Raw genomic sequence first — 20,203 nt, 5'->3', positions numbered from 1 at the left:
TGTCCGTGGAGGAGACGATGATGACAATGCAGGCGCATGGCATATCGGACAGTCGTTCGATCAAGCATCGAAATCGGCACGGCGGAACGCCGCTGTTGATCGCGGCCCTGGTTGCGATCATCGGCGTGCTGGGCATGCTGATGGTCGACCACGGTCCGTGGAGCAAGCCGAAGGTGCAGCCGGCCGCTTCCGCCAACTATTCAACGACCGGCGAGGCGGCACGTGCGGCGGGCGCAAAGGTGATGCCGACCGAGCCCAAGACACCGATTGAGCCTGATCCACCCGGTCCAAAGCCCGCTCAGCCGGCAAATCCGAGCACGCCGTAATAGATGCGGGGTGTTCTTGAGATTGCATCCGACGCAAAGTGCAGGAATTGACTCGTCGGGCAAATCAGCGACACAAAGCTATAGCCGAAATGCTGCGGGACGATCAGCGCACGCTGACGAGCATGCCCCACGCTGCGGCGAACCCGGCACCGACGAGAACCAGCACCGGGCTGTCGCAGAAGATGCCGCCATACTGGCACATGGTGGCACCGATCGAACCGATCTCATGATGGCCCGCTGCATAGAACAGGCCGGACAGGACCGCGAGCACGGCAGCAACGAAATACATCGGCGCTTCCTCCTTGCAATCAAACTGCGGCGCGGGTCGACCGACGCGAGCCAAAACTGTCCTGATGTCGATCCAAATGTTGTGAGCCGCTTGTCCGCTTGACGCGTCGGGCAACTCAGCGGCACACTGACATCATCGCACCAAGCATACGGCCGATCGGCGCAGCTCGTATTGCGATTCCGGATCATGTGTCGACTTTTGGTCGAAGCGGTTTCTCACCGTCGAAGCCGACGCATCACATTTTACCGATCGCATTCAGCTCGCAAAAACATTTGACACGTCGGGCAACTCAGGGGCATAATCCGAAAATCAGAAATTGTTGAGCCCGCGCGGAGCAATCCGCGGCGGGCTTTTTGTTTGCCGTTTCACCAATCGGACGGCGGCCGCAACGTCACGACGCCACATCCTCCCAGCCCGTCGCCAGAGCGTCGCAAGCGAGCCGCCGTCCGAACCCATTGAAACGAGCATGAAATTGGCCGGTGCGCGCGAACGCGCCGGTCCTGCGGCGCGGCGAAAGCCGGCGCCGCTCGCGGCCCCACTCGTCAGGGATAAGGTTCGCGCCCCAAAGATCGCCGCCCGCTGCGCGATCTGCCGCATCTTTAATTCGATGGCCGCATCGCGCGCTGCCGGCCGATCAACGAGGTTTGCATGACTGCCCATCTGATATCGCTCGCGCTCGCGGGCCTGATCGCCATTGCATTGTCGGAGTTTGTATGAGCGCAGAGATCATACAGTTCATCCCCCGTTCGCGTCACGAACGCGAGCGAACGGATTTCCCCACGATCGCATTTCGCTCGGTAGTGCCCGATCCCGACACGGATCACTCCGATACGGCGCCTAGCGAATATCTCCCGTCCGATTGGCAGGAGAAATAGGTTGGTAAAGTCGATCACTCAGATTCGTTCGCTTGCGCGGAGCCATACGAGAAGCGCACTCAACGCACTGGTCGGTGTGATGCGATCGACCAGCGCAACTCCGGCTGCCCGCGTATCCGCAGCCAATGCCATCCTCGATCGCGGCTGGGGCAAAGCGCCGCAGGCGATCGAAAATGGTGACGGGCCGCTCGAACTTGTGCACCGCATCGAGCGAGTCATTGTTGAGCCCGAGGAGGTTGAGGACGAAGATACCTGAGAGCGGCGGCCGCAGTTCATCCAACCCCAACGGATTGCTCGAGTTACTTGGTCCAAGGTCTTTCCGAAACGTTCAATCACATCATCGAGAACTCAGACCGCTATCGGGGCCACTCGCGGCATCGTGTGCCCGGTTCTGCGGGGTTGCTCTTACCTACGTGCCAGCCGGCATGATATCAATCATAGCTTGTCCAAGCAGAGCGCCGCTATGGCGAGGGCCAATGTGGATTGTCCAAAGCTTTGTTGAGGTGCTCTTCTACTTCATCGTCGATGTAATTGGATATACCGTGGCGCGGCTCATCCTGCCGGTCGTCTCGTTTGGACGAATTCGGGTGGCCGCCTACAATTGCGACGAAGGAGAGTTTGGTTGGCTTGGCGGCCGGCGTGACGGTTTTGGGCTGTTGGAACTCGGGGCCGGCGTCGCCAGTGGGATCGGCCTTGTCATCTGCGCGCTCTATCTGGCCGCGGTTTTATGGTTCGTAGGATGATGTGACGAGCCTATTTGGGCGGCCCGTTTCGTATTTTTTGCGAAGAGATATTAGGCGGCTTGATCAAACGAGTGATCTGTTGCGCCAGCCTTGCGGTGATCGCGCATTCTGCCGCTGATCGCCTTAACAGGCGTTCTTTGTCCCCAAGACGTCAGAGCGGTCGAAGCGACGTGTCGACGGTCTCAGTGTTGCGCGCTCGTTCGAGCCTGGATCACGCGATGGCGATCGCAAAGCTGCGGGAACGCCAAATGGGGCGTGTCGCGAATGCCGAAAATTGGCAATTGCTCTGCGCTATTTCGTGGAATTTTCCGTTGCCTTTAGCTGAAGTGGAGATTGCTTGTGTGGCAATTGTTCTTGGATGAGTTCGCCAGGCGGCTTGTATCGCAAGCCGTGAAGGGCGAGGGCTGGAAGGCCGTCCCAGGAGCTCTTCCGCAATGATCTGAGCAAGCCGGAAGCGTATGCTGACCGGATTAAGCGGGAGTTCGGTCTCCGCGATTATCCTCAAGCGCGGGCTCTCTACGATTCAAACCCTGCCTACTGGGAAGACATCTACGGCAGCGATCCGAACTCCCGCAATCATCCTTCGTCTCCTCCGCGCAGCTTGTTGCCGCGCGAGGCCGCGGCGCGCGATCCCGGCTATGATTATCTCGGGCCGTCGCCGAGCCATTCCGGCGTCTTCGGCCGGTTCGGCACCGGCGGACAGTTTTCGGCAGGATCTGCTACATCGTCGCGACCGCTCTACGAGATGCAGTCGTTCGTTGGGCCGCCCGATGACCCCCCGCCGGAATCGATCAGGGAAACACCTGTCCGACGCCTGGTGTGGGTATCGCCGACAGACGAGAGCCAGGCTGATTTCGACGGCGGAGCGCCTGCCGTGCCGTTCGTTCCGTCGGCTTCGATTCCGCAGGCAGGTCAGCCCGCGACATTCGACCAACGCTTCGGGACTTTCGCGGGTGCGCCTCCGGCTTCGACCAGACCGCTGAGTCCATTCAGCGGGCAGCCAATGCGATATTTGCCGCCGTCGGTGTTTAGTCTTCCGGACGCCTCAAGCGCGGCGAATGGCAATCTGACAGACTGGCTTGCCGACCTGATCAGGGCGCGCCCTCTTCAATGACCATTCAAGCGAGATGATCGCCGCTCGGCACTAAGCGGGCGCTCGATCCGATTTGCCTTACCGAGAGCAGCCTTGTCGATCCTGAAAATTCCAACCGCAAAAGTGTTCGAGCCGCTGCTTCGGCCGGCGCGCTATAAGGGGGCATTCGGCGGCCGAGGATCAGGAAAATGCGTGATGTGGGACAAGGTTCTCGGCCTTGGGACGACGCCGCAACTCGCGGGAGACGTGAGCACCTGGGCCGGCATGATCATGGGCTTCTACTTCGGAAAGCGTACGTTTGAGAATGTCGCCCGCATCATACGAAGGTGATCCGATGCGCGAAGCCGATGTCAAAGCAATCGTGATGGAAACGCTGATCGAGCAAGATCGGGTTCGCCGAAGCGACATTGATGCCGTCGTGGTCAAGACCATCGCGACAGTTCTGACTTCATTCGGATTTGACGAGGGTGACCGACGAGAATTGCGCGCGGACTTTCAGCATCTCCGGCGGTGGCGAAAGAGCGTGGAGCAGGCGCAAAGCTATACTTTCAAGGCGGTGATCACCGTGATCGCTACCGGCTTTCTCGGCGCTGTTTGGCTGGGGATCAAAGCCACGCTCGGAAAGTAATTCGTGTTGCAGCTCGAGTGGGCGCATCTCTCTCCAGACTGGAGAACCAAGTACCTTGGCGGACAATAGAATATCGGGGTGCGAAGAATGTACAGGATACGCGAGGTTGATCCGCAGGACGAAGAGGTCGCGGATACGCTCGCCGAGCTTCATCAGCTGACCTTCTGCGATGGGACTCGTGTGCCCGACTTCGAGCAGGGGTATTGGTGGATTGCTTTCCGTGGGCTGAAGCCGATTGCATTCGCGGGCGTCGTTTCGTCAACCCATGTTGCCAACGCCGGATATCTGTGCCGCGTTGGGGTCGTGATACCGCACTGCGGCCACGGCCTGCAAGTGCGGCTTACTCGCGCGCTGGAAGCGCGAGCGCGGCGCTCCGGCTGGAAGGCGATCGTCTCGGATACGACAGACAATCATTTCTCGGCCAACAACTTCATCCGGCAGGGCTATCGCCTCTTCGAACCGGCCTCGCCCTGGGCATGGCAGCACACGCTGTATTGGCGGAAGGAACTCGTCTAGATCCTGTGAGGTGGATCTGACGACTGCTGACAGTTCGACGACGTAGAGCGCCCGGCGGTCGATTGGCGGCCGGGCTTCTTCGCGTGCCTTGAATTCGCCGGACGCAGGTTCGCGCTTCTTGATCTCTGGTGATCACTCGATAAACTGAGCCGAGCGGCCCGGTCGCGCGAATGTTTGGGAGATCGAACGAAGGAAGAGACCATGGTTGAGGTTGGCCGCGGGCTCGATGCGAAGGTGCCGCCAGGCCCGGATATGGATCGTTATTCGGTCATGGTCGCACGAGCCAGGGCGCTTGTTCCCGCGTTGCGTGAACGGGCGTCGCGGACCGAGGAGCTGCGCCACCTGCCACCGGAGACAGAGCGCGATCTGCATGATAGTGGCCTTTTCCGAATCCTGCAGCCTAAACGCGTCGGGGGCAGTGAGCTCGACTATGTTGCGCTGGTCGATTGCGCCGACGCCTTGGGGCAGGGCGACGCCTCGGTCTCCTGGAACTTTGCCAATCTTGCGAGCCACCACTGGATGCTGGGTATGTTCGCGCCCGAGGCGCAGAGCGTCGTGTGGGGCGAGAATCCCGATACGCTGATCGCGTCTTCCTTTGTTTTCCCGGCAGGACGGGCCAGGAAGACAAGTGGCGGTTATTCGCTGAGCGGTCATTGGCCGTTCTCGTCCGCGGTGGAAGCGTGCGGGTGGAACATGCTCGCGAGCGTGGTTGCCTCGGACGATGAGGCCGACGGCGTCGAGTATCGGCTCTTCCTGTTGAACAGACGGCACTACAGCATCGACGACACATGGAACGCGGCAGGTCTGCGCGGAACGGGATCGAACGATGTGCGAGTAACAGACGCATTCGTTCCCGAGCATATGACGGTTGCCGTCAGCGATCTTGCGGGTGGCGCAACGCCTGGCAGCGTCGTCAATCCGAATGCGCTCTACATGCTTCCGGTTTTCTCGTTGTTTCCTTACGTGCTGTCTGGTGTCGGTCTGGGGAATGCCCAGGCTTGCCTTGACGATTACGTCGAGATCGCGCGACACCGTGCCTCGACATACAATCGGGCCAAGCTCGGCGACCTGCAGAGTACACAGATCAAGATCGCCGAGGCTTCTGCGAAGATAGATGCCGCACGGCTGATCATGCGCACGAATTGCGTTGACGTGCTTGCAGAGATTCGGCGTGGTGATATCCCCAGCATTGCGGCGAAGACGAGGCTCCGGCGCGATGGCGCATTCGCGGTCAATTTGTGCACCGAAGCCGTCTCTCTTCTGTTTGCAGCGAGCGGGGCGCGCAGCCTGTTCACCTCGGGAGCACTGCAGCGCCAATTTCGCGATGCGCATGCAGTGAACGCGCATCTCGCCTTCAATTTCGATGCGGCGGGCACCAACTATGGGCGAGTAGCTCTTGGGCTGCCGTCTGAAAACCTGACACTTTGAGGCGAGCCGGATGTCTGACTCACCTAAACATCCGCCGGACCCGGCCAGTGAACTCGCAAGCGACAGCTCGACGATCGATCCCCGCGACTTCCGCAATGCCCTCGGTACGTTTGCGACCGGTGTGACGATCGTCACCGCGATGTCGACCGAAGGACATCCGTACGGAATCACTTGCAATTCCTTTGCGTCGGTGTCGCTCAACCCTCCACTCGTGTTGTGGAGCCTGGGGATGTTTTCGCAGGGACTGCCGATCTTCCAGAATGCCAGTCATTTCACGGTCAACGTTCTTGACGCGTCGCAGCAGACGCTGGCGATAAAGTTTGCCAGATCATCGGGTGACAAATTCGCCGGTGTGAGTTGGTCACCAGGCCTCGGGAACGCCCCGTGCTTGCCGACGTGGTCGCAAATTTCCAATGCCGGGCTGCCAGCCGCTACTACGGCGGCGATCACGTCATTTTCCTTGGTGCGGTGGAGGCCTACGCCTATAACCGGAACAATCCGCTGCTGTTCGCGCAGGGAGGTTTTGGCCGGTTCCTGGCCGACGATGACGGCAACGCCTCATGAATCGAAAGGCGCCCGTCAAGCGAACTCGTGCCAAGCAGAGGCGGCTGTCGGCCGACGATCGTCGCAGTGAATTCGTCAGCAAGGCGACAGAGCTTTTCGCGGAGGAAGGATTTGGCGGCGGCACGCGTGCCCTCGCTCGCAGGCTCGGCGTGACGCAACCGTTGCTCTATCGCTACTTTCCGAGCAAGGACGATCTCATCAAGGAGGTCTACCGCAGGGTCTATCTCGAGCCCCTTGAAATCGGCTGGGAAAAGTTGCTCTCCGACCGGTCGCGTCCACTCCGCGTGCGGCTTCAGGAATTTTACGAAGTCTACACGGACGCAATCTTCAACCGAAAATGGCTGCGGATCTATCTCTACTCTGGACTGAAGGGCATCGATATCAATCGTTGGTATGTTGGCATGGTCAAGGACAAGATCCTGACACGCATTGTCAGGGAATGTCGCCACGACGCCGGCCTCGCCACGCAGAGCAGGCCAAGCGCTGCCGAACTGGAGCTGGCCTGGGTGTTTCACGGCGGCATCTTCTATTACGGTGTACGCAAGTACATCTACGAAGCGCCCGTCCTGGAGGACAAGGCGCAGATGATCAGTGATGCGCTGGATCTTCTTCTGGCGGGATTTGAGAGGGTGGCGGAGGGTGCAACCGATCGTCGGCGGGCGCCGATCAAGGTCGTTGGCTGAGCCGGATTACCTTGCCGCCATCTGGTCCCGATACCAATCTCCAATCTCGCTCGCCGTCATGAGCGCGACGCCGTCATGACCTATCACGTAATCGAGCAGGGCCTCCAGGTATTTGATTCGATGTGGTACCCCCGTGATGTAAGGATGCACCGAGATTGCCATGATCCGCGCGTTCTCTGCGCCTTCGAGATACAACCGATCGAACTGGTCGGTACAGCGCGTCAGGAACTGTTCCGACGGCAGGTGCTGTAGCGCGTGAATGACAATGTCGTTGGTCTCGACGGAATAAGGAATCGTCGTCACAGTTCCGTGCGGTGTCGCGATGTCCTGAGGAAGATCGTCGATCACCCAATCGGCCACATATTCGATCCCGTTGAGGCGCAGGAGATCGAGTGTTTCTTCGGTCTCGGTCAGGCCGGGGCTTTCCCACGATCGCGGCGGCTTGCCGGCAAATGCGGCGATCGTGTCGACAGCACGCTTGATCGCATCCGCCTGGTCTTCGACCTTGTGCATTGGGCCCTGCACGAAGCCATGCCCCATGAATTCGAAGCCCGCCTCGCGCGCCGCCGACGCTACGCGCGGATAGCTGTTGCAGACGTTGGCATTCGTGGCCAGCGTCACCGGTATCTTTCGGTCGGTGAGGGCTTTGAATTGCCGCCAGAAGCCGGCGCGCATACCGTATTCATGCCACGACCAGTTCGGCACGTCAGGCAGCAGCGGCTGGCCCATCGGTGGGCTCAGCACGGTGCGCGGCATCGCATTTTCGATACGCCATTCCTCGACATTGAGGATGACCCAAACAGCAAGCTTCTTGCCATCAGGCAACGCCAGTTTCGGTCGATCGATCTGAGCCTGGTACGGAATGCGATCGGTGAAAGCCACGTCGAAACTCCTTAGGTCACACGGATGATCCGGCGGCGGCGTTGATCTGTGGCAAGACCTTCTCGGCCATCAGGATCATCGATTGACGACCGAGCTCGCGATCCTTCCAGTCCTTGCCGGCATAGAGCAAGGTTCCGAAGGTGCCGATCTCTTCCTGGAATGCCAGCAGTTGGTCGGCTACGCTTTCAGGCGTGCCGTAGATGATCAGCTTCTCGCAGATCGATTCGAGGGTGACCTCCGAGTCTGGTTGATCCCGCCTCGTCTTGAACAGTTCGAGCCGGCCGCCCCGCTTCAGCTTCGTGAACAACTGGTGATAATAGTACACGTAGGGGCTATCGGGCGACGTGGCATAGGCCTTCGCGGTTGCTGCGTCCTTTGCAACGAACACGCTCTTGGCAACGCGCCAATTGGCGGGGTCAGCGACCCGGTTCGCACGCTCGCAACCCTCGACGTATTTGGGCCAATGGCTCTTCACCCAGGCAGGCATCAGGAAGTTCGCCGAGATCGGATGCCAGCCGCGCGCCGCGGCTTCCGTGACGCCTTTTGAGAACGGTGCGACCGCTGTCACCACAATCGGCGGGTGAGGGGTTTGCAATGGACGGGCAATCAATCCCTGGCCAATGTCCTCGATCAAGGTCCGCTGGACCGAGACATTCCAGTATCTGCCCCGCAGATCATAGGGCGGCTTGCCTGCCCAGATATCGAGAACCTGATTGATCGCCTCCACGAACATGGCATTGCGGTCGGCATCGAGATTGCCGAACACCTCCGCGTCGGACAGCAATCCGCCGGGGCTTATTCCGAGTATGAAGCGGCCATCGAGCATGTGATCGAGCATGGCGACGGATGCGGCGACCGCTGCCGGATGAGTGTTCGGCATGTTGATGGTGCCGGTTCCAAGCTTGATCTGTCTGGTTGCGGCCGCGAGCCAGGCAATGAACGCAATACTGGAGGTGATGTTCTCGGCTTTGTCGGTGACGTGCTCGCCGACATACGCCTCCGTGAACCCGAGCTCGTCCGCGAGCAGGAAGGCTTCCCGATCCTCCCGGAGCGATTGCCGCCAATCCTTGTCGAGAGGATGGATCGGCATCGTAAAGAATCCGAGCTTCATCATCCGCCTCCCTTTGCGTTGAACTTTAGTTGGCAAGGAACCTGCGGCCTTCCCAGAGCCAAGACAAGCCCCGCTGCGCAAATAATCACTCGATAAACAAACTTGACCTTTGAGGAGGGCGGCCCTCTAATCGGACAAACCAAAATTCGGCCCGGGAGGCCACGCCCACATGAAAGCTGCGGCTTTCGCCTACGCCCGCGCGACCAGCGTCGTGAATGCGCTGGAGTTGCTTGCCGCGCATGGCGACAAGGCGAAGGTTTTGTCGGGTGGCCAGAGCCTGATGCCGGCCATGAACCTTCGGCTTGTCTCCCCGGACGTTCTGGTCGATATCGGTGGCCTCGCCGAGTTGCGTGGCATCGCCGTGAGGGCAGGCGTGCTGGTCGTTGGTGCGCTGACCCGACATGTCGACCTGCTCAGATCGACAGACGTCGCGCTGCATGCGCCGCTGCTGCGGGACGCCGTTGGCTACGTCGCTCACCCCGCAATTCGCAATCGCGGAACGATAGGCGGTAGCCTTGCGCATGCCGATCCGGCATCGGAGCTGCCGGCCTGTGTTGTGGCGCTTGACGCCACGATCGTTATTCGCGGCCCGACGGGCGAGCGCCGGATTGCTGCGACCGAGTTTTTCAAGGGCATCTACGAAACGGCGCTGTCGCCAGACGAATTGCTTGTCGCGATCGAGGTGCCAATCGCGGACCAGGGCTCGACATTTTTCTTTCAGGAGTATGCCCGGCGGCATGGTGACTACGCCGTCGTTGGTCTTGCTGCGCGGGCTGCTGTTGCAGCCGGCAGGTTCACGGATCTTCGGCTCGGCTTCTTTGCGGTCGGTGACCGGCCTCTGCTAGGGGCGGCCGCAGGTCGGTTGATCAATGCATCCGTGACCCCTGCCTTGCTTGCAGAAGCGGCGACAGCGCTGGTCGATGAACTTGATCCACCGGAAGATCAGCAGGCGACCGCGGCGATGCGCCGACATCTTGCTACGGTCTTGCTCCGGCGCTGCGTGGCGGCATTGCTGGCGCGGCCCGATCTGGCAGCGGGAGTGACTGGATGAGCACTCCGGTGTCGGTTTCGCTTCTGGTCAATGGCGAGCCCATTGATGCATTTGTATTGCCGCGTCTCAATCTCGCTGATTTCCTCAGGGAAAATCTGAAGCTGACCGGAACCCATATCGGTTGTGAGCACGGCGTTTGTGGTGCCTGCACGGTCCGGATTGATGGCGAGATCGTCCGCTCCTGTCTGATGCTGACGGTCCAGGCGCAGGGGGCGTCAGTTGAGACAATCGAGGGGCTGTCCGACAGCGGCGAAATCGCCGATCTTCAGGCGGCCTTTCGCGAACGCAATGCATTGCAGTGCGGCTACTGCACGCCCGGGATGCTGATGACGGCGCAGGACCTGCTGAAGCATTTGCCCGTACCTGATCGTCAAGCGATCCGCGAGCATCTTTCCGGCAATTATTGCCGCTGTACCGGCTATCAAGCCATTGTGGACGCGGTGGAGGCGACAGCTAGGATGCGCGCGGAGCGACCGGCATGATGGTGACCCGGGCGCCAGCGGAGACACTTTCGGTGCTCGATCGCCCGAACTCCTATATCGGAAAGACGGTGCCACGACCGAACCTCGACAGGTTGCTGCAAGGGCGTGGACAGTATGTCAGCGACCTGGAATTGCCGCGGATGGCGCACGTGGTTTTTTTACGGTCGCCTTATGCCCACGCAAGAATTGTGGCGATCGATGCCGACGCGGCACGACGTATGTCCGGCGTCATTTCCATCGTTACGGGTCGAGAGCTTGAGGCAGTCATCACGCCATGGGTCGGCGTGCTCTCGCATCTGAAGGGATTGAAGTCGGCGCCACAGCATGCGATCGCGATCGATCGGGCCTGCTGGCAGGGTGAGGCAGTCGCGGCGGTTGTCGCAACCAGCCGTGCGGTGGCTGAAGATGCAATGGAGCAAATTGCCGTCGACTACGAGGAACTCGAGGCGGTCACCGACATGCGCACTGCGCTCGATCCGGCAACGCCTGTCATTCACGCCTCGCTCGGTGACAATCTCGCTTTTGAACGGACCCTCAACGCCGGCGATGTGGACCAAGCATTGTCGGGGTCGGAGGTCGTCGAAGCCGACTTCGTGTTCGGGCGCCACACCGGCGTGACGCTTGAACCGCGAGCGGTGGTTGCCGACTGGAATGCGGCCGAGGCGCGGCTGACGATCTATCAGGGCACACAGGCGCCCCACATGGTGCAGAACATTGCAGCCCTGCATCTCGGACTAAGGGAAGCGCAGGTCCGGGTGGTCTGCAAGGATGTCGGCGGCTCGTTCGGCATCAAGGTTCACATCTACGCCGACGAAATGGCGACCTATGCGCTGTCCAAGCTGCTACGGCGGCCGATCAAATTCGTGGCTGACCGTGTGGAGAGCTTCAACACGGACATTCACGCTCGCGATCATCGATGCAGGGGCCGGATCGGCGTTAAGCCGGACGGCACCATCACGGCCTTCGAGATCGACGACCTGACGGGGATCGGTCCCTATTCGATGTATCCGCGCACCAGCGCCATCGAGGCCAATCAGGTGGTCAATCTGGTTGGGGGGCCGTACGTCACCCCGAACTATCGGGCGCGAGCGCGGGTCGTCTTCCAGAACAAGAACGTGATGTGTCAGTACCGGGCGGTCGGACACCCGATTGCCTGTTCGGTCACCGAGGGTCTGGTCGACCTTGCCGCAGCGAAGATCGGCATGGACCCCGTCGAGATCCGCCGGCGCAACTTGATAGCCGACGATGCCTATCCCTGCGCATCACCTTCCGGCATGAAATTCGAGCAGCTTTCGCATCATGCCTCGCTGGCCAAGCTGCTGCAGATGATGGATTACGACGCATTGCGTGCTGAGCAAACGGCGTTGCGCGCGAGAAATATTCACCGGGGTATCGGAATCGCCAGCTTCATCGAGGTCACCAATCCCAGTGCTGCCTTTTACGGCGTCGGCGGCGCGAAAATCTCGTCGCAGGACGGTGTTGCGGTTCGGCTCGACGCGCAGGGCTCGGTGATCTGCCAGACCAGCATCACGGAGCAGGGGCAGGGCTCGGAATCGCTGACCGCCCAGATCGTGGGCAGCGTGCTGGGCGTTTCGATGGAACGGGTCCGCGTGATCCTGGGCGACACCGACAACACGCCCTATGGTGGCGGCACCTGGGCCTCGCGCGGTGCCGGCATCGGCGGCGAAGCCGCGTTGCAGGCCGCTAAGGCCTTGCGCCAGAATGTCCTTGATATCGCCGCGGCCATCCTGCAATCGACGTCGGGCGGGCTCGATATCGTCAACAACAGCATCGTCAGTGCCGACGACGGTGCGCCACGGATCGAGCTGAGCGAATTGGCGCGGATCGTCTATTTTCGGCCGGATACCCTCCCGCCGGGCATCCAGCCTGAGTTGATGGCGACCCGACATTTCGTGCCGCGCCAGTATCCCTTCGCATTCACCAACGGGGTTCAGGCGTCTTGGCTCGAGGTCGATACCGAGACCGGGTTCGTGACGCTGCTGAAGCATTGGGTCGTCGAAGACTGCGGCACCATCATCAACCCGCAACTGGTCGACGAGCAGATCCGGGGCGGGGTCGTGCAGGGGCTCGGCGCGGCGCTGTTCGAGAAATGCATCTATGACGAGCGTGGTCAGCTGACCAACGCCAATATGGCGGACTACCTGGTCCCGATGTCCGGCGAGATGCCCGATATCGAGATTGGCCACGTGGTGTCTCCGACTCGGGAATCGGAGCTCGGAGCCAAAGGGGCGGGTGAGGCAGGGACAGCCGGCGCGGCAGCTGCGGTTGCCAACGCGGTCAACGATGCGCTGCGCCCGTTCGGCGCAACAATTACCGAGATTCCGCTCACGCCTCAGGTTATCCTGACGGCCTTGGGACGAATCTGAGGTGGAGACGTTCCGGCAAAGATAGCGATAACAAAACACAGACAGTTCTTGGGGAGGAATAGTCATGACGAACAAGGTCACCAAAGCTGGATCGATATCGCGGCGTCGCCTGCTGACGACGGCAAGCGCCGGCGCCGCTCTCGCCGTCTCGCCTTTTCGCATCAATCTGCTCCAGGCCGAGGAAGCACCCATCAAGATCGGCTTCCCTGTTCCCTTGACCGGTCCGTATGGTGCCGAGGCCCAGGACCAGGTGCGGGCGGGGCAGCTCGCTGTCGCCCAGTTCAATGATGCTGGCGGTCTCAACGGCCGCAAGGCCGAGCTTGTCGTGCGCGACGACAAGCTCAATCCCGGTGAAGCGGCAACGCGGACATTGGAACTGGTCGAGAAGGAGAAGGTGAATTTCGTCGTCGGCAGTCTGTCCGCGGCGGTTCAGCTTGCGATCAACAACGTCACCAAAGAGCGCGGCGTCATCTTCAATTCGATCAGCCAGTCCGACGCCATCAACGAGGCAGCCGACTTCAGCAAGTACACATTCCACGAAGCGCTGAACCCGCACATGACGTCAGGTGCGGTCGGCCGCTATGCCTTCGCCAAATTCGGCAAGAAGGTTGCGTTTCTCACGGCGGATTACGCCTACGGTCACGAGATGGTTCGCGGCTTCCTCGAGGTCGGCAAGGAATTCAACGTCGAGAACCTCGGCGACATCCGCCATCCGCTGGGAACGACTGACTTCTCCACGCTGCTGCCGCGTCTCCAGGCGCTGAAGCCCGATATTCTGTGCATCAGCAATTTCGGCCGGGACCAGCAGATCGCGCTGAAGCAGGCGACCGACTTTGGCATCAAGAAATCGATCCAGATCATCGCGCCGCTGCTCTCGCATGCCAGCCGTGTCGCGGCTGGCCCCCAGGCATTCGAAGGCGTCGTCGGCGGCTGCTCCTTCTACTGGGGTATCGAGGACAAGTTCGCCTCGACCAAGGCGTTCAACGATGCGTTCCGCAAGATGTACGACGGCAAGCTGCCCACCGACTACGGTGCGCTCGGCTACGGCGGTGTTCGGACCGTGCTGGAGGCGGTCAAGGGCGCCGGCAGCGTCGAGACCGACAAGGTCGTCGCTGCATTGGAAGCTCTGAAGTACGACGACTACAAGGGCCCGCAATATTATCGCAAATGCGACCACCAGTCGGTGCAATCGGTGCTCGTGATCAAGTCGAAGTCCAAGGACATGAGGAACGAGTCCGACGTGTTCGAGGTTCTGTCGACCGAAGAACCCAACGAGAAGTACCTGCGCACCTGCGAGGCGCTCGGTCACAAGAGCTGAGCTCGTGCGACGGCGTGCGCCGCGGGTCGGTGCGCGCCGTGCGGAGGGGAACAAATGGCGGGCCTGAGCTTTGACCTGATCGCGCTGCAACTGTTCGCGGGGCTGGCGCTCGGCGCCATCTACGTGCTGTTTGCGATCGGCCTCTCGCTGATCTTCGGGATGTTGACGGTCGTCAACTTCGCCCATGGCGCGTTCTACATGGTCGGCGCTTATGTCGGGCTCTATCTGATCTCGATCGGGGGCAATTTCTGGATCTGCCTCGTGGCTGTGCCGATCGCCATCGGACTGTTCGGCCTTGCCGTCGAGCGCGTGCTGATCCGGCCACTTTACGGCCGCGGCATCGACTATCCGTTGCTGCTGACCTTCGGGCTCAGCTACGTGATGGTCGAATGCGTGCGCATTGCCTTTGGCAAGACCGGCTATCCTTTCGACACGCCCGAAGTTCTGCAGGGGGCTGTCGACATTGGCGTCGGCTATTTCCCGCTCTACCGCCTGTTCGTGATAGGCGCGACGGCCGTCGTGCTGCTGGCGCTCTGGCTGTTTCTGGAGAAGACCAGCTTCGGGCTGATTATCCGCGCCGGGGCGCGCGATCCGCAGATCGTCCGTGTTCTTGGGGTCGACGTTTCCAAGGTCTGGTTGATCGTGTTCGGGATCGGTACCGCGATTGCGGGCTTTGCCGGCCTGCTGGCCGCGCCGCTTCAGGGCGTCATTCCGGAGATGGGCGGCACGATCCTCGCCGAAGCCTTTGTCGTGACCGTGGTAGGAGGGATGGGGTCGATCGGCGGCGCCGTACTGGCAGGCCTGCTGGTCGGTGTGGTGGTCAGCATGACCTCGCTGTTCGCACCCGAGATGGCCAAGGTTTCGATCTTTGCCTTGATGGCCATCGTTTTGATCGTTCGTCCCCAGGGCTTCTTCGGCCGCGCCGGATTGATGAGCTGAGCCCGGCATGACCGAAACCACTCAATCGATCAAACAGCCCGGTGCCGCGACAGGCGGTTGGTACGAGTTCGCCACGCAGCATCGCGCCAGCATTGTCGCGGCGGTCATCCTGGTTTTCCCGCTGTTGATGCCGTTCACGGCCCTCGCCGTGAATATCCTGATCTATGGGTTGTACGCCCTCGGCTTCAACCTCGTGTTCGGATATCTGGGTCTGTTGTCGTTCGGTCATGCGGCGCTGTTCGGGACGGGTGCATACCTCTGTGGTATCGCCATCGTGCACTTCGGCTGGCCGTGGTATGCGGCGATCGCCGTCGGGGTCGGCGGCGGATTGTTGATGGCGCTCTTGATCGGCGTGCTCGCGATCAGGACCCGCGGCATCTACTTCGCCATGGTGACCATGGCGCTGTCGCAATGTGTCTACTACCTTTTCTACCAGGCGGTTGACTTGACCGGTGGCGAGAACGGCCTTCGCGGCATCAACGTCCGCAACATCGATCTGTTCGGCCTGCGGATCGACTTCATCAATCCGATGGTTCGCTACTACGTCATCGCGGCTTTTGTGATCGCCGCATTCTTTGTGATGTCACGCATTCTAGCGTCGCCCTTTGGTGCCGTGATTGAAGCGGTGCGCGAGAACGAGCTGCGTGCACGCGCGTCCGGCTACGACGTGACCCTGACGCGATTGCTGACCTTCGTCCTGTCCGGCGGTTTCTGCGGCCTTGCGGGTGCTTTGCAGGCCCTGCACCTGTCGATCGTTCCGATCGAAATCCTGCATTACGAGACCTCGGGCCTGGTCGTGATGATCGCTCTCTTGGGCGGTATGGGGACGTTCTTCGGGCCGATGATTGGTGCTGCGGTCTTCCTGGTCCTGGAGAATGTGGTCTCGGTGTGGACCGTTCACTGGCAACTGATCGTTGGAGCCATCTTCATTGCATGCGTGCTGTTCTTCCCGGCGGGCATCTGGGGCACGCTGATCGCGCGGGGCAGACGATGAGCGCCGCAGAAGGCCACGCCAGAGAAATCATTCTGCGCACCAGGGGCGTCGGCAAGACGTTCGGGAAGTTTGTCGCCCTCAACAATATCTCGGCCGAGTTTTCCAGAGGAGCGATCACCTCCATTATTGGTCCGAACGGGGCTGGAAAGAGCACCTACTTCAACCTGCTGTGCGGCGCCCTTCCGCCGACGAAAGGCAGTGTCGAGTTCGAGGGCAGGGATGTCACCGGCCTGCCGCAACACCGCTTTGCGCATATGGGGATCGCGAAATCCTTTCAGATTACCAGCGTGTTTCCGCAGCTTACGACACGAGAGAACATCCGCGTCGGCCTGCAGGCGCTGGTGTCGCGATACGATATCTGGCGTCCCCGTGCGCGCCTGACCGAACTTGTCGAGCGGGCGGACGATCTGCTGGCGCTCGTCGGGTTGTGGGAATCCCGGGAACGTGCGGCCAAGACGCTGGCCCATGGTGAGCAGCGGGCACTGGAGATCGGCATGGCGCTTGCCAGCCAGCCCCGCTTGCTGCTGCTGGACGAGCCGACGGCCGGCATGAGCCCGGAAGAAACCCGGACCATGATGGATCTGATCGTGAAACTCGCCAAGGCGCGTACGGTCATCCTTGTCGAGCACAAGATGAAGCTGGTGCTGGGCATCAGCGATCGCATCCTCGTGCTGCACCACGGAGAGCTGCTGGCCGAGGGAACGCCGCAGGAGGTCCGGCAGAACGAGGCGGTGAAGCGGGTCTATCTCGGCCAGCGGGAGCATTGACGGGATGTTGCAGATCAGCAAGCTCAATGCCTGGTATGGCGCAAGTCACGCGTTACAGGACGTCAGTCTCGAGGTGAGCAAGGGCGAAATCGTCTGCCTGATCGGTCGCAATGGAGCCGGCAAGACGACGACGTTGAAATCGATCATGGGGTTGATGGGGCGGGCGCGCGGCTCGGTCACCTTCAAGGGTGAAGAGCTGCTGCGCCAGCCGGCGCATGTGCGCTTCGCGTTGGGACTGGCTTACGTTCCAGAGGAGCGACGGATTGTGCAGGGACTGACCGTGCGGGAGAATTTGCGGCTCGGGCTGGTGGCCTCGAAGGAGAAGAAGCGGGAAGCCGAGCTGATCGACGAGATCGCTGCGATCTTCCCCCGACTGGCCGAGCGCATGGATCAAGAGGCGGTCACGATGTCCGGCGGCGAGCAGCAGATGCTGGCGATCGCGCGGGCGATGATCGCAAAGCCCGACCTGATCATGCTGGATGAGCCGTCGGAGGGCATCATGCCCGTCCTGGTCGACGAGATGTTCGAGCTGTTCAGCAGCATGAAGGCGCAGGGAACGACGGTTCTGCTGGTCGAGCAGAACGTCGAGCTTGCACTCGGCATTGCCGATCGTGCCTATGTGCTGGATCAAGGGTCCGTGGTGCATCAAGCCTCGGCGCAGGCGCTGCTCGCCGACGACGAGATCAAGGAGCGCTACTGCTCGGTGTGAGCAGGGTCTCGGATCAGCGCGCGTGCCACCGGCACGTATGAACTTTACTCCGCAGCGCTCGCGATCGCGTCGGCTTTCCGATTGGTGACGACGACCTTGATCGCGTCATCAACGCGGTCCCGCGCATATCTCAGCGCCGTCGGCAGGTCGGCCAGCGGAAACGTGTGCGTGTGGATCTTGGTCGCGTCGAACCGCTTCGCTGCCATCAATTCCATCGCGCGGTGTGTGGCGCTGCGGCCTTCGCCCCGGATGCCATAGGCATAGATGTTGTTTCGAACGAGGTGCGCGATGTCCAGCGTCGCGGCCTCGTGCGGGAAGGCGGCCAGACAGATCTTGCCGCCGCGATTGGTCATGTGAATGGCCTGGTTGAGTGTCGCTTCGGCGCCGGCACATTCGACGACATAGTCCGCGCCGATCCCCCCTGTTAGTTGCTTCACGACATCAACGACGTCTTCGTCGTTGATGTTGATGACGCGGTCGGCCCCCAGTTCCCGGCGATCGCCAGCCGCTTGTTGCGCGTGCCGGTCAGGATCACCGGGCTTGCACCAAGCGCCTTGGCCACCGCAACTGCGAGAAGTCCGATCGGCCCCGGGCCGATCACCACGACGCTCTCGCCGGCCACCAATCCCCCCAATTCCGTCAAGCCATACATCGACGTCCCGGCAGTCACCACGAGCGTTGCTTCCGCATCGCTCATGGTATCCGGGACACGCGCCAGCGTATTGATGTGATTGACCGCGTATTCGGCGAATCCGCCGTCGGTCGTAAAGCCGTTGGCGCGGTGACCCTTCTCCGGCCTTCCATAGTTGAGGCACGATGTGTACATGCCCTGGCGGCAGCGTTTGCATTGGCCGCAGCCGGCGTGAATCTCGACGCTGACGCGCTCTCCGATCCTGAACTCGTCGACGTTTGGACCGAGCGCGGCAACCGTGCCCATGTATTCGTGACCCGGCGTAAAGTTCTTGTTGAAGGGCGCGCCACCTTGAATGCTTGCCGGCGACCCGGCGTGGATGATTTCGAGATCGGTGGCGCAGATCGCAACCGCGTCGATGCGCACCAGCACCTCGGCGCGCGACGGGATCGGCGTCGGCTTCTCGCGAAGCAGGAGCTGGTCCGGGTCACCAAGGACCCAGGCTCTCATCAGGTCGGGGACGGGAAGGTCGGACGATGTCTTGACGCCGGGCGGCTGGTACATGGGCGCTTCCTCTTTCGGCTCGCAGCCTAGCGCGAAACGACGGTTTGCCGCGAGCCTCCGGTCAATGGCATCCGGGCTGCTGCATTTGCTGCACGGCAGCAAGCGCGTCGCAAAACCTTCATGCGCGGTCTATACTTGGTCGCTCCATTGATGTTGAAATCCGCATCGCATCCTCTCCCAGACCGGAGCCTGCCATGAAGACCGTCCGCCTTGTCCTTGCGTTGCTGGCGCTGACACTGCTCGCGCCGTGGCAATCCGCCAGGGCGGCCGACGTGATCTGCTATAATTGTCCGCCCGAATGGGCCGATTGGGCGTCGATGCTGAAGGCGATCAAGGCGGACCTCAACTACGATATCCCGCATGACAACAAGAATTCCGGCCAGGCGCTGGCCCAGATCCTGGCCGAGAAGAGCAATCCGGTCGGCGATATCGGCTATTTCGGCGTGACCTTCGGCATGAAGGCCAAGGCCCAGGACGCGCTTGAGCCATACAAGCCCGCGAATTGGGATCAGGTGCCCGCCGGCCTCAAGGATCCGGACGGATATTGGACCACGATCCACTCCGGGACGCTCGGCCTGTTCGTGAACAAGGACGCGCTTGGCGGCAAGCCGGTGCCGGCCTGCTGGAAGGACCTCCTGAAACCTGACTACAAGGGCATGGTCGGCTATCTCGACCCGTCGTCCGCAGCGGTCGGTTATGTCGGCGCGGTCGCCGTCAATCTCGCGCTGGGCGGCTCGCCCACCAATTTCGATCCGGCGATCACCTTCTTCAAGGAACTGCGCAAGAACGATCCGATCGTGCCCAAGCAGACGTCATATGCCCGCGTCGTCTCGGGCGAGATGCCGATCCTGTTCGACTATGACTTCAACGCTTACCGCGCGAAATATTCGGAGAAGGGCAACTTCGAGTTTGTGATTCCCTGCGAGGGGTCGGTGGTGTTTCCCTATGTCGTTGGCCTCGTGAAGAACGCGCCCGACAAGGAGAAGGCGAAGAAGGTGATGGACTATCTGCTGTCCGACAAGGGCCAGGCGATCTGGACCAATGCCTATCTGCGTCCGGCCCGCCCGATCGAGCTGCCGGCCTCCGTGAAGGGCAAATTCCTCCCCGACAGCGACTATGCCCGCGCCAAGAGCGTCGACTGGGGCGAGATGGAAAACGTGCAAAAAGCCTTCGTCGACCGCTATCTCGCCGAGGTTCGCTGAGGCAATATGGTGCCTTCGACG

24 protein-coding genes and 1 pseudogene are annotated in these 20,203 nt (G+C 61.1%); 19 read left to right on the top strand and 6 right to left on the bottom strand.

The window, feature by feature from the left end:
• Positions 1-26: 26 nt before the first annotated feature.
• The gene (locus tag HU230_RS20980; RefSeq protein WP_210284436.1) at positions 27-326 is read left to right on the top strand and encodes a hypothetical protein; all 300 of its coding nucleotides are present in this window, start codon (positions 27-29) and stop codon (positions 324-326) included.
• A gap of 103 nt (positions 327-429) precedes the next feature.
• On the opposite strand, the gene HU230_RS20975 is transcribed toward HU230_RS20980, so the two are convergent.
• Together HU230_RS20975 and HU230_RS20970 are read right to left on the bottom strand one after the other, a co-directional pair.
• Positions 430-615, bottom strand: coding sequence for a hypothetical protein (locus tag HU230_RS20975; RefSeq protein WP_173637755.1), 186 nt, complete (start codon positions 613-615; stop codon positions 430-432).
• Positions 616-924: 309 nt separating this feature from the next.
• Positions 925-1,275, bottom strand: coding sequence for a hypothetical protein (locus HU230_RS20970; RefSeq protein WP_176530040.1), 351 nt, complete (start codon positions 1,273-1,275; stop codon positions 925-927).
• A 216-nt stretch (positions 1,276-1,491) separates the two neighbouring features.
• Here HU230_RS20970 and HU230_RS20965 point away from each other — a divergent pair, with 216 nt between their 5' ends.
• The 9 genes and pseudogenes from HU230_RS20965 to HU230_RS20925 all read left to right on the top strand — a co-directional run bounded on the left by HU230_RS20965 (position 1,492) and on the right by HU230_RS20925 (position 7,145).
• Positions 1,492-1,746: a hypothetical protein gene (locus tag HU230_RS20965; protein WP_176530041.1), complete on the top strand. Its 255-nt coding sequence runs from the start codon at positions 1,492-1,494 to the stop codon at positions 1,744-1,746.
• 220 nt (positions 1,747-1,966) lie between these two features.
• On the top strand, positions 1,967-2,233 hold the full coding sequence (locus HU230_RS20960) for a hypothetical protein (RefSeq protein WP_176530042.1): 267 nt from the start codon (positions 1,967-1,969) through the stop codon (positions 2,231-2,233).
• 218 nt (positions 2,234-2,451) lie between these two features.
• Positions 2,452-2,595: a hypothetical protein gene (locus HU230_RS20955; RefSeq protein ID WP_176530043.1), complete on the top strand. Its 144-nt coding sequence runs from the start codon at positions 2,452-2,454 to the stop codon at positions 2,593-2,595.
• A gap of 824 nt (positions 2,596-3,419) precedes the next feature.
• The gene (locus HU230_RS20950; protein ID WP_176530044.1) at positions 3,420-3,656 is read left to right on the top strand and encodes a hypothetical protein; all 237 of its coding nucleotides are present in this window, start codon (positions 3,420-3,422) and stop codon (positions 3,654-3,656) included.
• Positions 3,657-3,660: 4 nt separating this feature from the next.
• Positions 3,661-3,954, top strand: coding sequence for a hypothetical protein (locus HU230_RS20945; RefSeq protein ID WP_176530045.1), 294 nt, complete (start codon positions 3,661-3,663; stop codon positions 3,952-3,954).
• Positions 3,955-4,041: 87 nt separating this feature from the next.
• Entirely contained in the window at positions 4,042-4,470 is a 429-nt protein-coding gene (locus tag HU230_RS20940; protein ID WP_176530046.1) for a GNAT family N-acetyltransferase, read from the top strand.
• A gap of 252 nt (positions 4,471-4,722) precedes the next feature.
• The gene (locus tag HU230_RS20935; RefSeq protein ID WP_420840891.1) at positions 4,723-5,898 is read left to right on the top strand and encodes an acyl-CoA dehydrogenase family protein; all 1,176 of its coding nucleotides are present in this window, start codon (positions 4,723-4,725) and stop codon (positions 5,896-5,898) included.
• A 10-nt stretch (positions 5,899-5,908) separates the two neighbouring features.
• A pseudogene (locus tag HU230_RS20930) lies at positions 5,909-6,462 on the top strand (flavin reductase family protein).
• Complete coding sequence (locus HU230_RS20925) at positions 6,459-7,145, top strand: TetR/AcrR family transcriptional regulator (protein WP_176530049.1); 687 nt, start codon at positions 6,459-6,461, stop codon at positions 7,143-7,145. The pseudogene HU230_RS20930 and the gene HU230_RS20925 overlap by 4 nt, the downstream one beginning before the upstream one ends.
• A 6-nt stretch (positions 7,146-7,151) precedes the next feature.
• On the opposite strand, the gene HU230_RS20920 is transcribed toward HU230_RS20925, so the two are convergent.
• Together HU230_RS20920 and HU230_RS20915 are read right to left on the bottom strand one after the other, a co-directional pair.
• Positions 7,152-8,027 carry a polysaccharide deacetylase family protein gene (locus HU230_RS20920; RefSeq protein WP_176530050.1) on the bottom strand — a complete coding sequence of 292 codons (876 nt, stop codon included), beginning with the start codon at positions 8,025-8,027 and terminating at the stop codon, positions 7,152-7,154.
• A 16-nt stretch (positions 8,028-8,043) separates the two neighbouring features.
• Complete coding sequence (locus HU230_RS20915; protein ID WP_176530051.1) at positions 8,044-9,138, bottom strand: LLM class flavin-dependent oxidoreductase; 1,095 nt, start codon at positions 9,136-9,138, stop codon at positions 8,044-8,046.
• 169 nt (positions 9,139-9,307) lie between these two features.
• Between HU230_RS20915 and HU230_RS20910 the strand changes: the two genes are divergently transcribed.
• The 8 genes from HU230_RS20910 (at position 9,308) to HU230_RS20875 (ending at position 17,785) form a co-directional block, all read left to right on the top strand.
• Positions 9,308-10,189, top strand: coding sequence for an FAD binding domain-containing protein (locus HU230_RS20910; protein ID WP_176530052.1), 882 nt, complete (start codon positions 9,308-9,310; stop codon positions 10,187-10,189).
• Entirely contained in the window at positions 10,186-10,671 is a 486-nt protein-coding gene (locus tag HU230_RS20905; protein ID WP_176530053.1) for a (2Fe-2S)-binding protein, read from the top strand. The genes HU230_RS20910 and HU230_RS20905 overlap by 4 nt, the downstream gene beginning before the upstream one ends.
• Positions 10,668-13,058, top strand: coding sequence for a xanthine dehydrogenase family protein molybdopterin-binding subunit (locus HU230_RS20900; RefSeq protein ID WP_176530054.1), 2,391 nt, complete (start codon positions 10,668-10,670; stop codon positions 13,056-13,058). The genes HU230_RS20905 and HU230_RS20900 overlap by 4 nt, the downstream gene beginning before the upstream one ends.
• A 64-nt stretch (positions 13,059-13,122) precedes the next feature.
• Positions 13,123-14,376, top strand: a complete 1,254-nt coding sequence (locus tag HU230_RS20895; protein ID WP_176530055.1) for an ABC transporter substrate-binding protein — start codon at positions 13,123-13,125, stop codon at positions 14,374-14,376.
• A 54-nt stretch (positions 14,377-14,430) separates the two neighbouring features.
• Positions 14,431-15,315: a branched-chain amino acid ABC transporter permease gene (locus tag HU230_RS20890; RefSeq protein ID WP_176530056.1), complete on the top strand. Its 885-nt coding sequence runs from the start codon at positions 14,431-14,433 to the stop codon at positions 15,313-15,315.
• Positions 15,316-15,322: 7 nt separating this feature from the next.
• Positions 15,323-16,309 carry a branched-chain amino acid ABC transporter permease gene (locus tag HU230_RS20885; protein WP_176530057.1) on the top strand — a complete coding sequence of 329 codons (987 nt, stop codon included), beginning with the start codon at positions 15,323-15,325 and terminating at the stop codon, positions 16,307-16,309.
• Complete coding sequence (locus tag HU230_RS20880; protein WP_176530058.1) at positions 16,306-17,076, top strand: ABC transporter ATP-binding protein; 771 nt, start codon at positions 16,306-16,308, stop codon at positions 17,074-17,076. The genes HU230_RS20885 and HU230_RS20880 overlap by 4 nt, the downstream gene beginning before the upstream one ends.
• Positions 17,077-17,080: 4 nt before the next feature.
• The gene (locus HU230_RS20875) at positions 17,081-17,785 is read left to right on the top strand and encodes an ABC transporter ATP-binding protein (protein WP_176530059.1); all 705 of its coding nucleotides are present in this window, start codon (positions 17,081-17,083) and stop codon (positions 17,783-17,785) included.
• 44 nt (positions 17,786-17,829) lie between these two features.
• Here HU230_RS20875 and HU230_RS20870 read toward each other — a convergent pair whose 3' ends face one another.
• Together HU230_RS20870 and HU230_RS20865 are read right to left on the bottom strand one after the other, a co-directional pair.
• Complete coding sequence (locus HU230_RS20870; protein WP_234633883.1) at positions 17,830-18,222, bottom strand: zinc-binding dehydrogenase; 393 nt, start codon at positions 18,220-18,222, stop codon at positions 17,830-17,832.
• Positions 18,219-18,980 carry a zinc-dependent alcohol dehydrogenase gene (locus tag HU230_RS20865; RefSeq protein ID WP_224943404.1) on the bottom strand — a complete coding sequence of 254 codons (762 nt, stop codon included), beginning with the start codon at positions 18,978-18,980 and terminating at the stop codon, positions 18,219-18,221. Before HU230_RS20865 ends, HU230_RS20870 begins: the two co-directional genes overlap by 4 nt.
• A gap of 194 nt (positions 18,981-19,174) precedes the next feature.
• On the opposite strand from HU230_RS20865, the gene HU230_RS20860 reads away from it, so the two are divergent.
• Positions 19,175-20,182 carry an ABC transporter substrate-binding protein gene (locus tag HU230_RS20860; RefSeq protein ID WP_176530060.1) on the top strand — a complete coding sequence of 336 codons (1,008 nt, stop codon included), beginning with the start codon at positions 19,175-19,177 and terminating at the stop codon, positions 20,180-20,182.
• Positions 20,183-20,203: the final 21 nt, after the last annotated feature.

The sequence above is a fragment of the Bradyrhizobium quebecense genome (assembly GCF_013373795.3).
Taxonomy (GTDB): Bacteria; Pseudomonadota; Alphaproteobacteria; order Rhizobiales; family Xanthobacteraceae; genus Bradyrhizobium; species Bradyrhizobium quebecense.
Note: the sequence above shows the minus strand (reverse complement) of the source record. Positions and strands in the feature narration are given on the sequence as shown.

Excerpts from the sequence above, each read along its gene's own strand:
- HU230_RS20980 (WP_210284436.1), top strand. The coding sequence starts at position 27 with ATGCAGGCGCATGGCATATCGGACAGTCGTTCGATCAAGCATCGAAAT.
- HU230_RS20935 (WP_420840891.1), top strand. The coding sequence starts at position 4,723 with ATGGATCGTTATTCGGTCATGGTCGCACGAGCCAGGGCGCTTGTTCCC.
- HU230_RS20885 (WP_176530057.1), top strand. The coding sequence starts at position 15,323 with ATGACCGAAACCACTCAATCGATCAAACAGCCCGGTGCCGCGACAGGC.
- HU230_RS20925 (WP_176530049.1), top strand. The coding sequence starts at position 6,459 with ATGAATCGAAAGGCGCCCGTCAAGCGAACTCGTGCCAAGCAGAGGCGG.
- HU230_RS20970 (WP_176530040.1), bottom strand. The coding sequence starts at position 1,275 with ATGGGCAGTCATGCAAACCTCGTTGATCGGCCGGCAGCGCGCGATGCG.
- HU230_RS20900 (WP_176530054.1), top strand. The coding sequence starts at position 10,668 with ATGATGGTGACCCGGGCGCCAGCGGAGACACTTTCGGTGCTCGATCGC.
- HU230_RS20895 (WP_176530055.1), top strand. The coding sequence starts at position 13,123 with ATGACGAACAAGGTCACCAAAGCTGGATCGATATCGCGGCGTCGCCTG.
- HU230_RS20880 (WP_176530058.1), top strand. The coding sequence starts at position 16,306 with ATGAGCGCCGCAGAAGGCCACGCCAGAGAAATCATTCTGCGCACCAGG.
- HU230_RS20890 (WP_176530056.1), top strand. The coding sequence starts at position 14,431 with ATGGCGGGCCTGAGCTTTGACCTGATCGCGCTGCAACTGTTCGCGGGG.
- HU230_RS20875 (WP_176530059.1), top strand. The coding sequence starts at position 17,081 with ATGTTGCAGATCAGCAAGCTCAATGCCTGGTATGGCGCAAGTCACGCG.
- HU230_RS20915 (WP_176530051.1), bottom strand. The coding sequence starts at position 9,138 with ATGAAGCTCGGATTCTTTACGATGCCGATCCATCCTCTCGACAAGGAT.
- HU230_RS20960 (WP_176530042.1), top strand. The coding sequence starts at position 1,967 with ATGTGGATTGTCCAAAGCTTTGTTGAGGTGCTCTTCTACTTCATCGTC.
- HU230_RS20955 (WP_176530043.1), top strand. The coding sequence starts at position 2,452 with ATGGCGATCGCAAAGCTGCGGGAACGCCAAATGGGGCGTGTCGCGAAT.
- HU230_RS20860 (WP_176530060.1), top strand. The coding sequence starts at position 19,175 with ATGAAGACCGTCCGCCTTGTCCTTGCGTTGCTGGCGCTGACACTGCTC.
- HU230_RS20905 (WP_176530053.1), top strand. The coding sequence starts at position 10,186 with ATGAGCACTCCGGTGTCGGTTTCGCTTCTGGTCAATGGCGAGCCCATT.
- HU230_RS20945 (WP_176530045.1), top strand. The coding sequence starts at position 3,661 with ATGCGCGAAGCCGATGTCAAAGCAATCGTGATGGAAACGCTGATCGAG.
- HU230_RS20865 (WP_224943404.1), bottom strand. The coding sequence starts at position 18,980 with ATGTACCAGCCGCCCGGCGTCAAGACATCGTCCGACCTTCCCGTCCCC.
- HU230_RS20940 (WP_176530046.1), top strand. The coding sequence starts at position 4,042 with ATGTACAGGATACGCGAGGTTGATCCGCAGGACGAAGAGGTCGCGGAT.
- HU230_RS20975 (WP_173637755.1), bottom strand. The coding sequence starts at position 615 with ATGTATTTCGTTGCTGCCGTGCTCGCGGTCCTGTCCGGCCTGTTCTAT.
- HU230_RS20910 (WP_176530052.1), top strand. The coding sequence starts at position 9,308 with ATGAAAGCTGCGGCTTTCGCCTACGCCCGCGCGACCAGCGTCGTGAAT.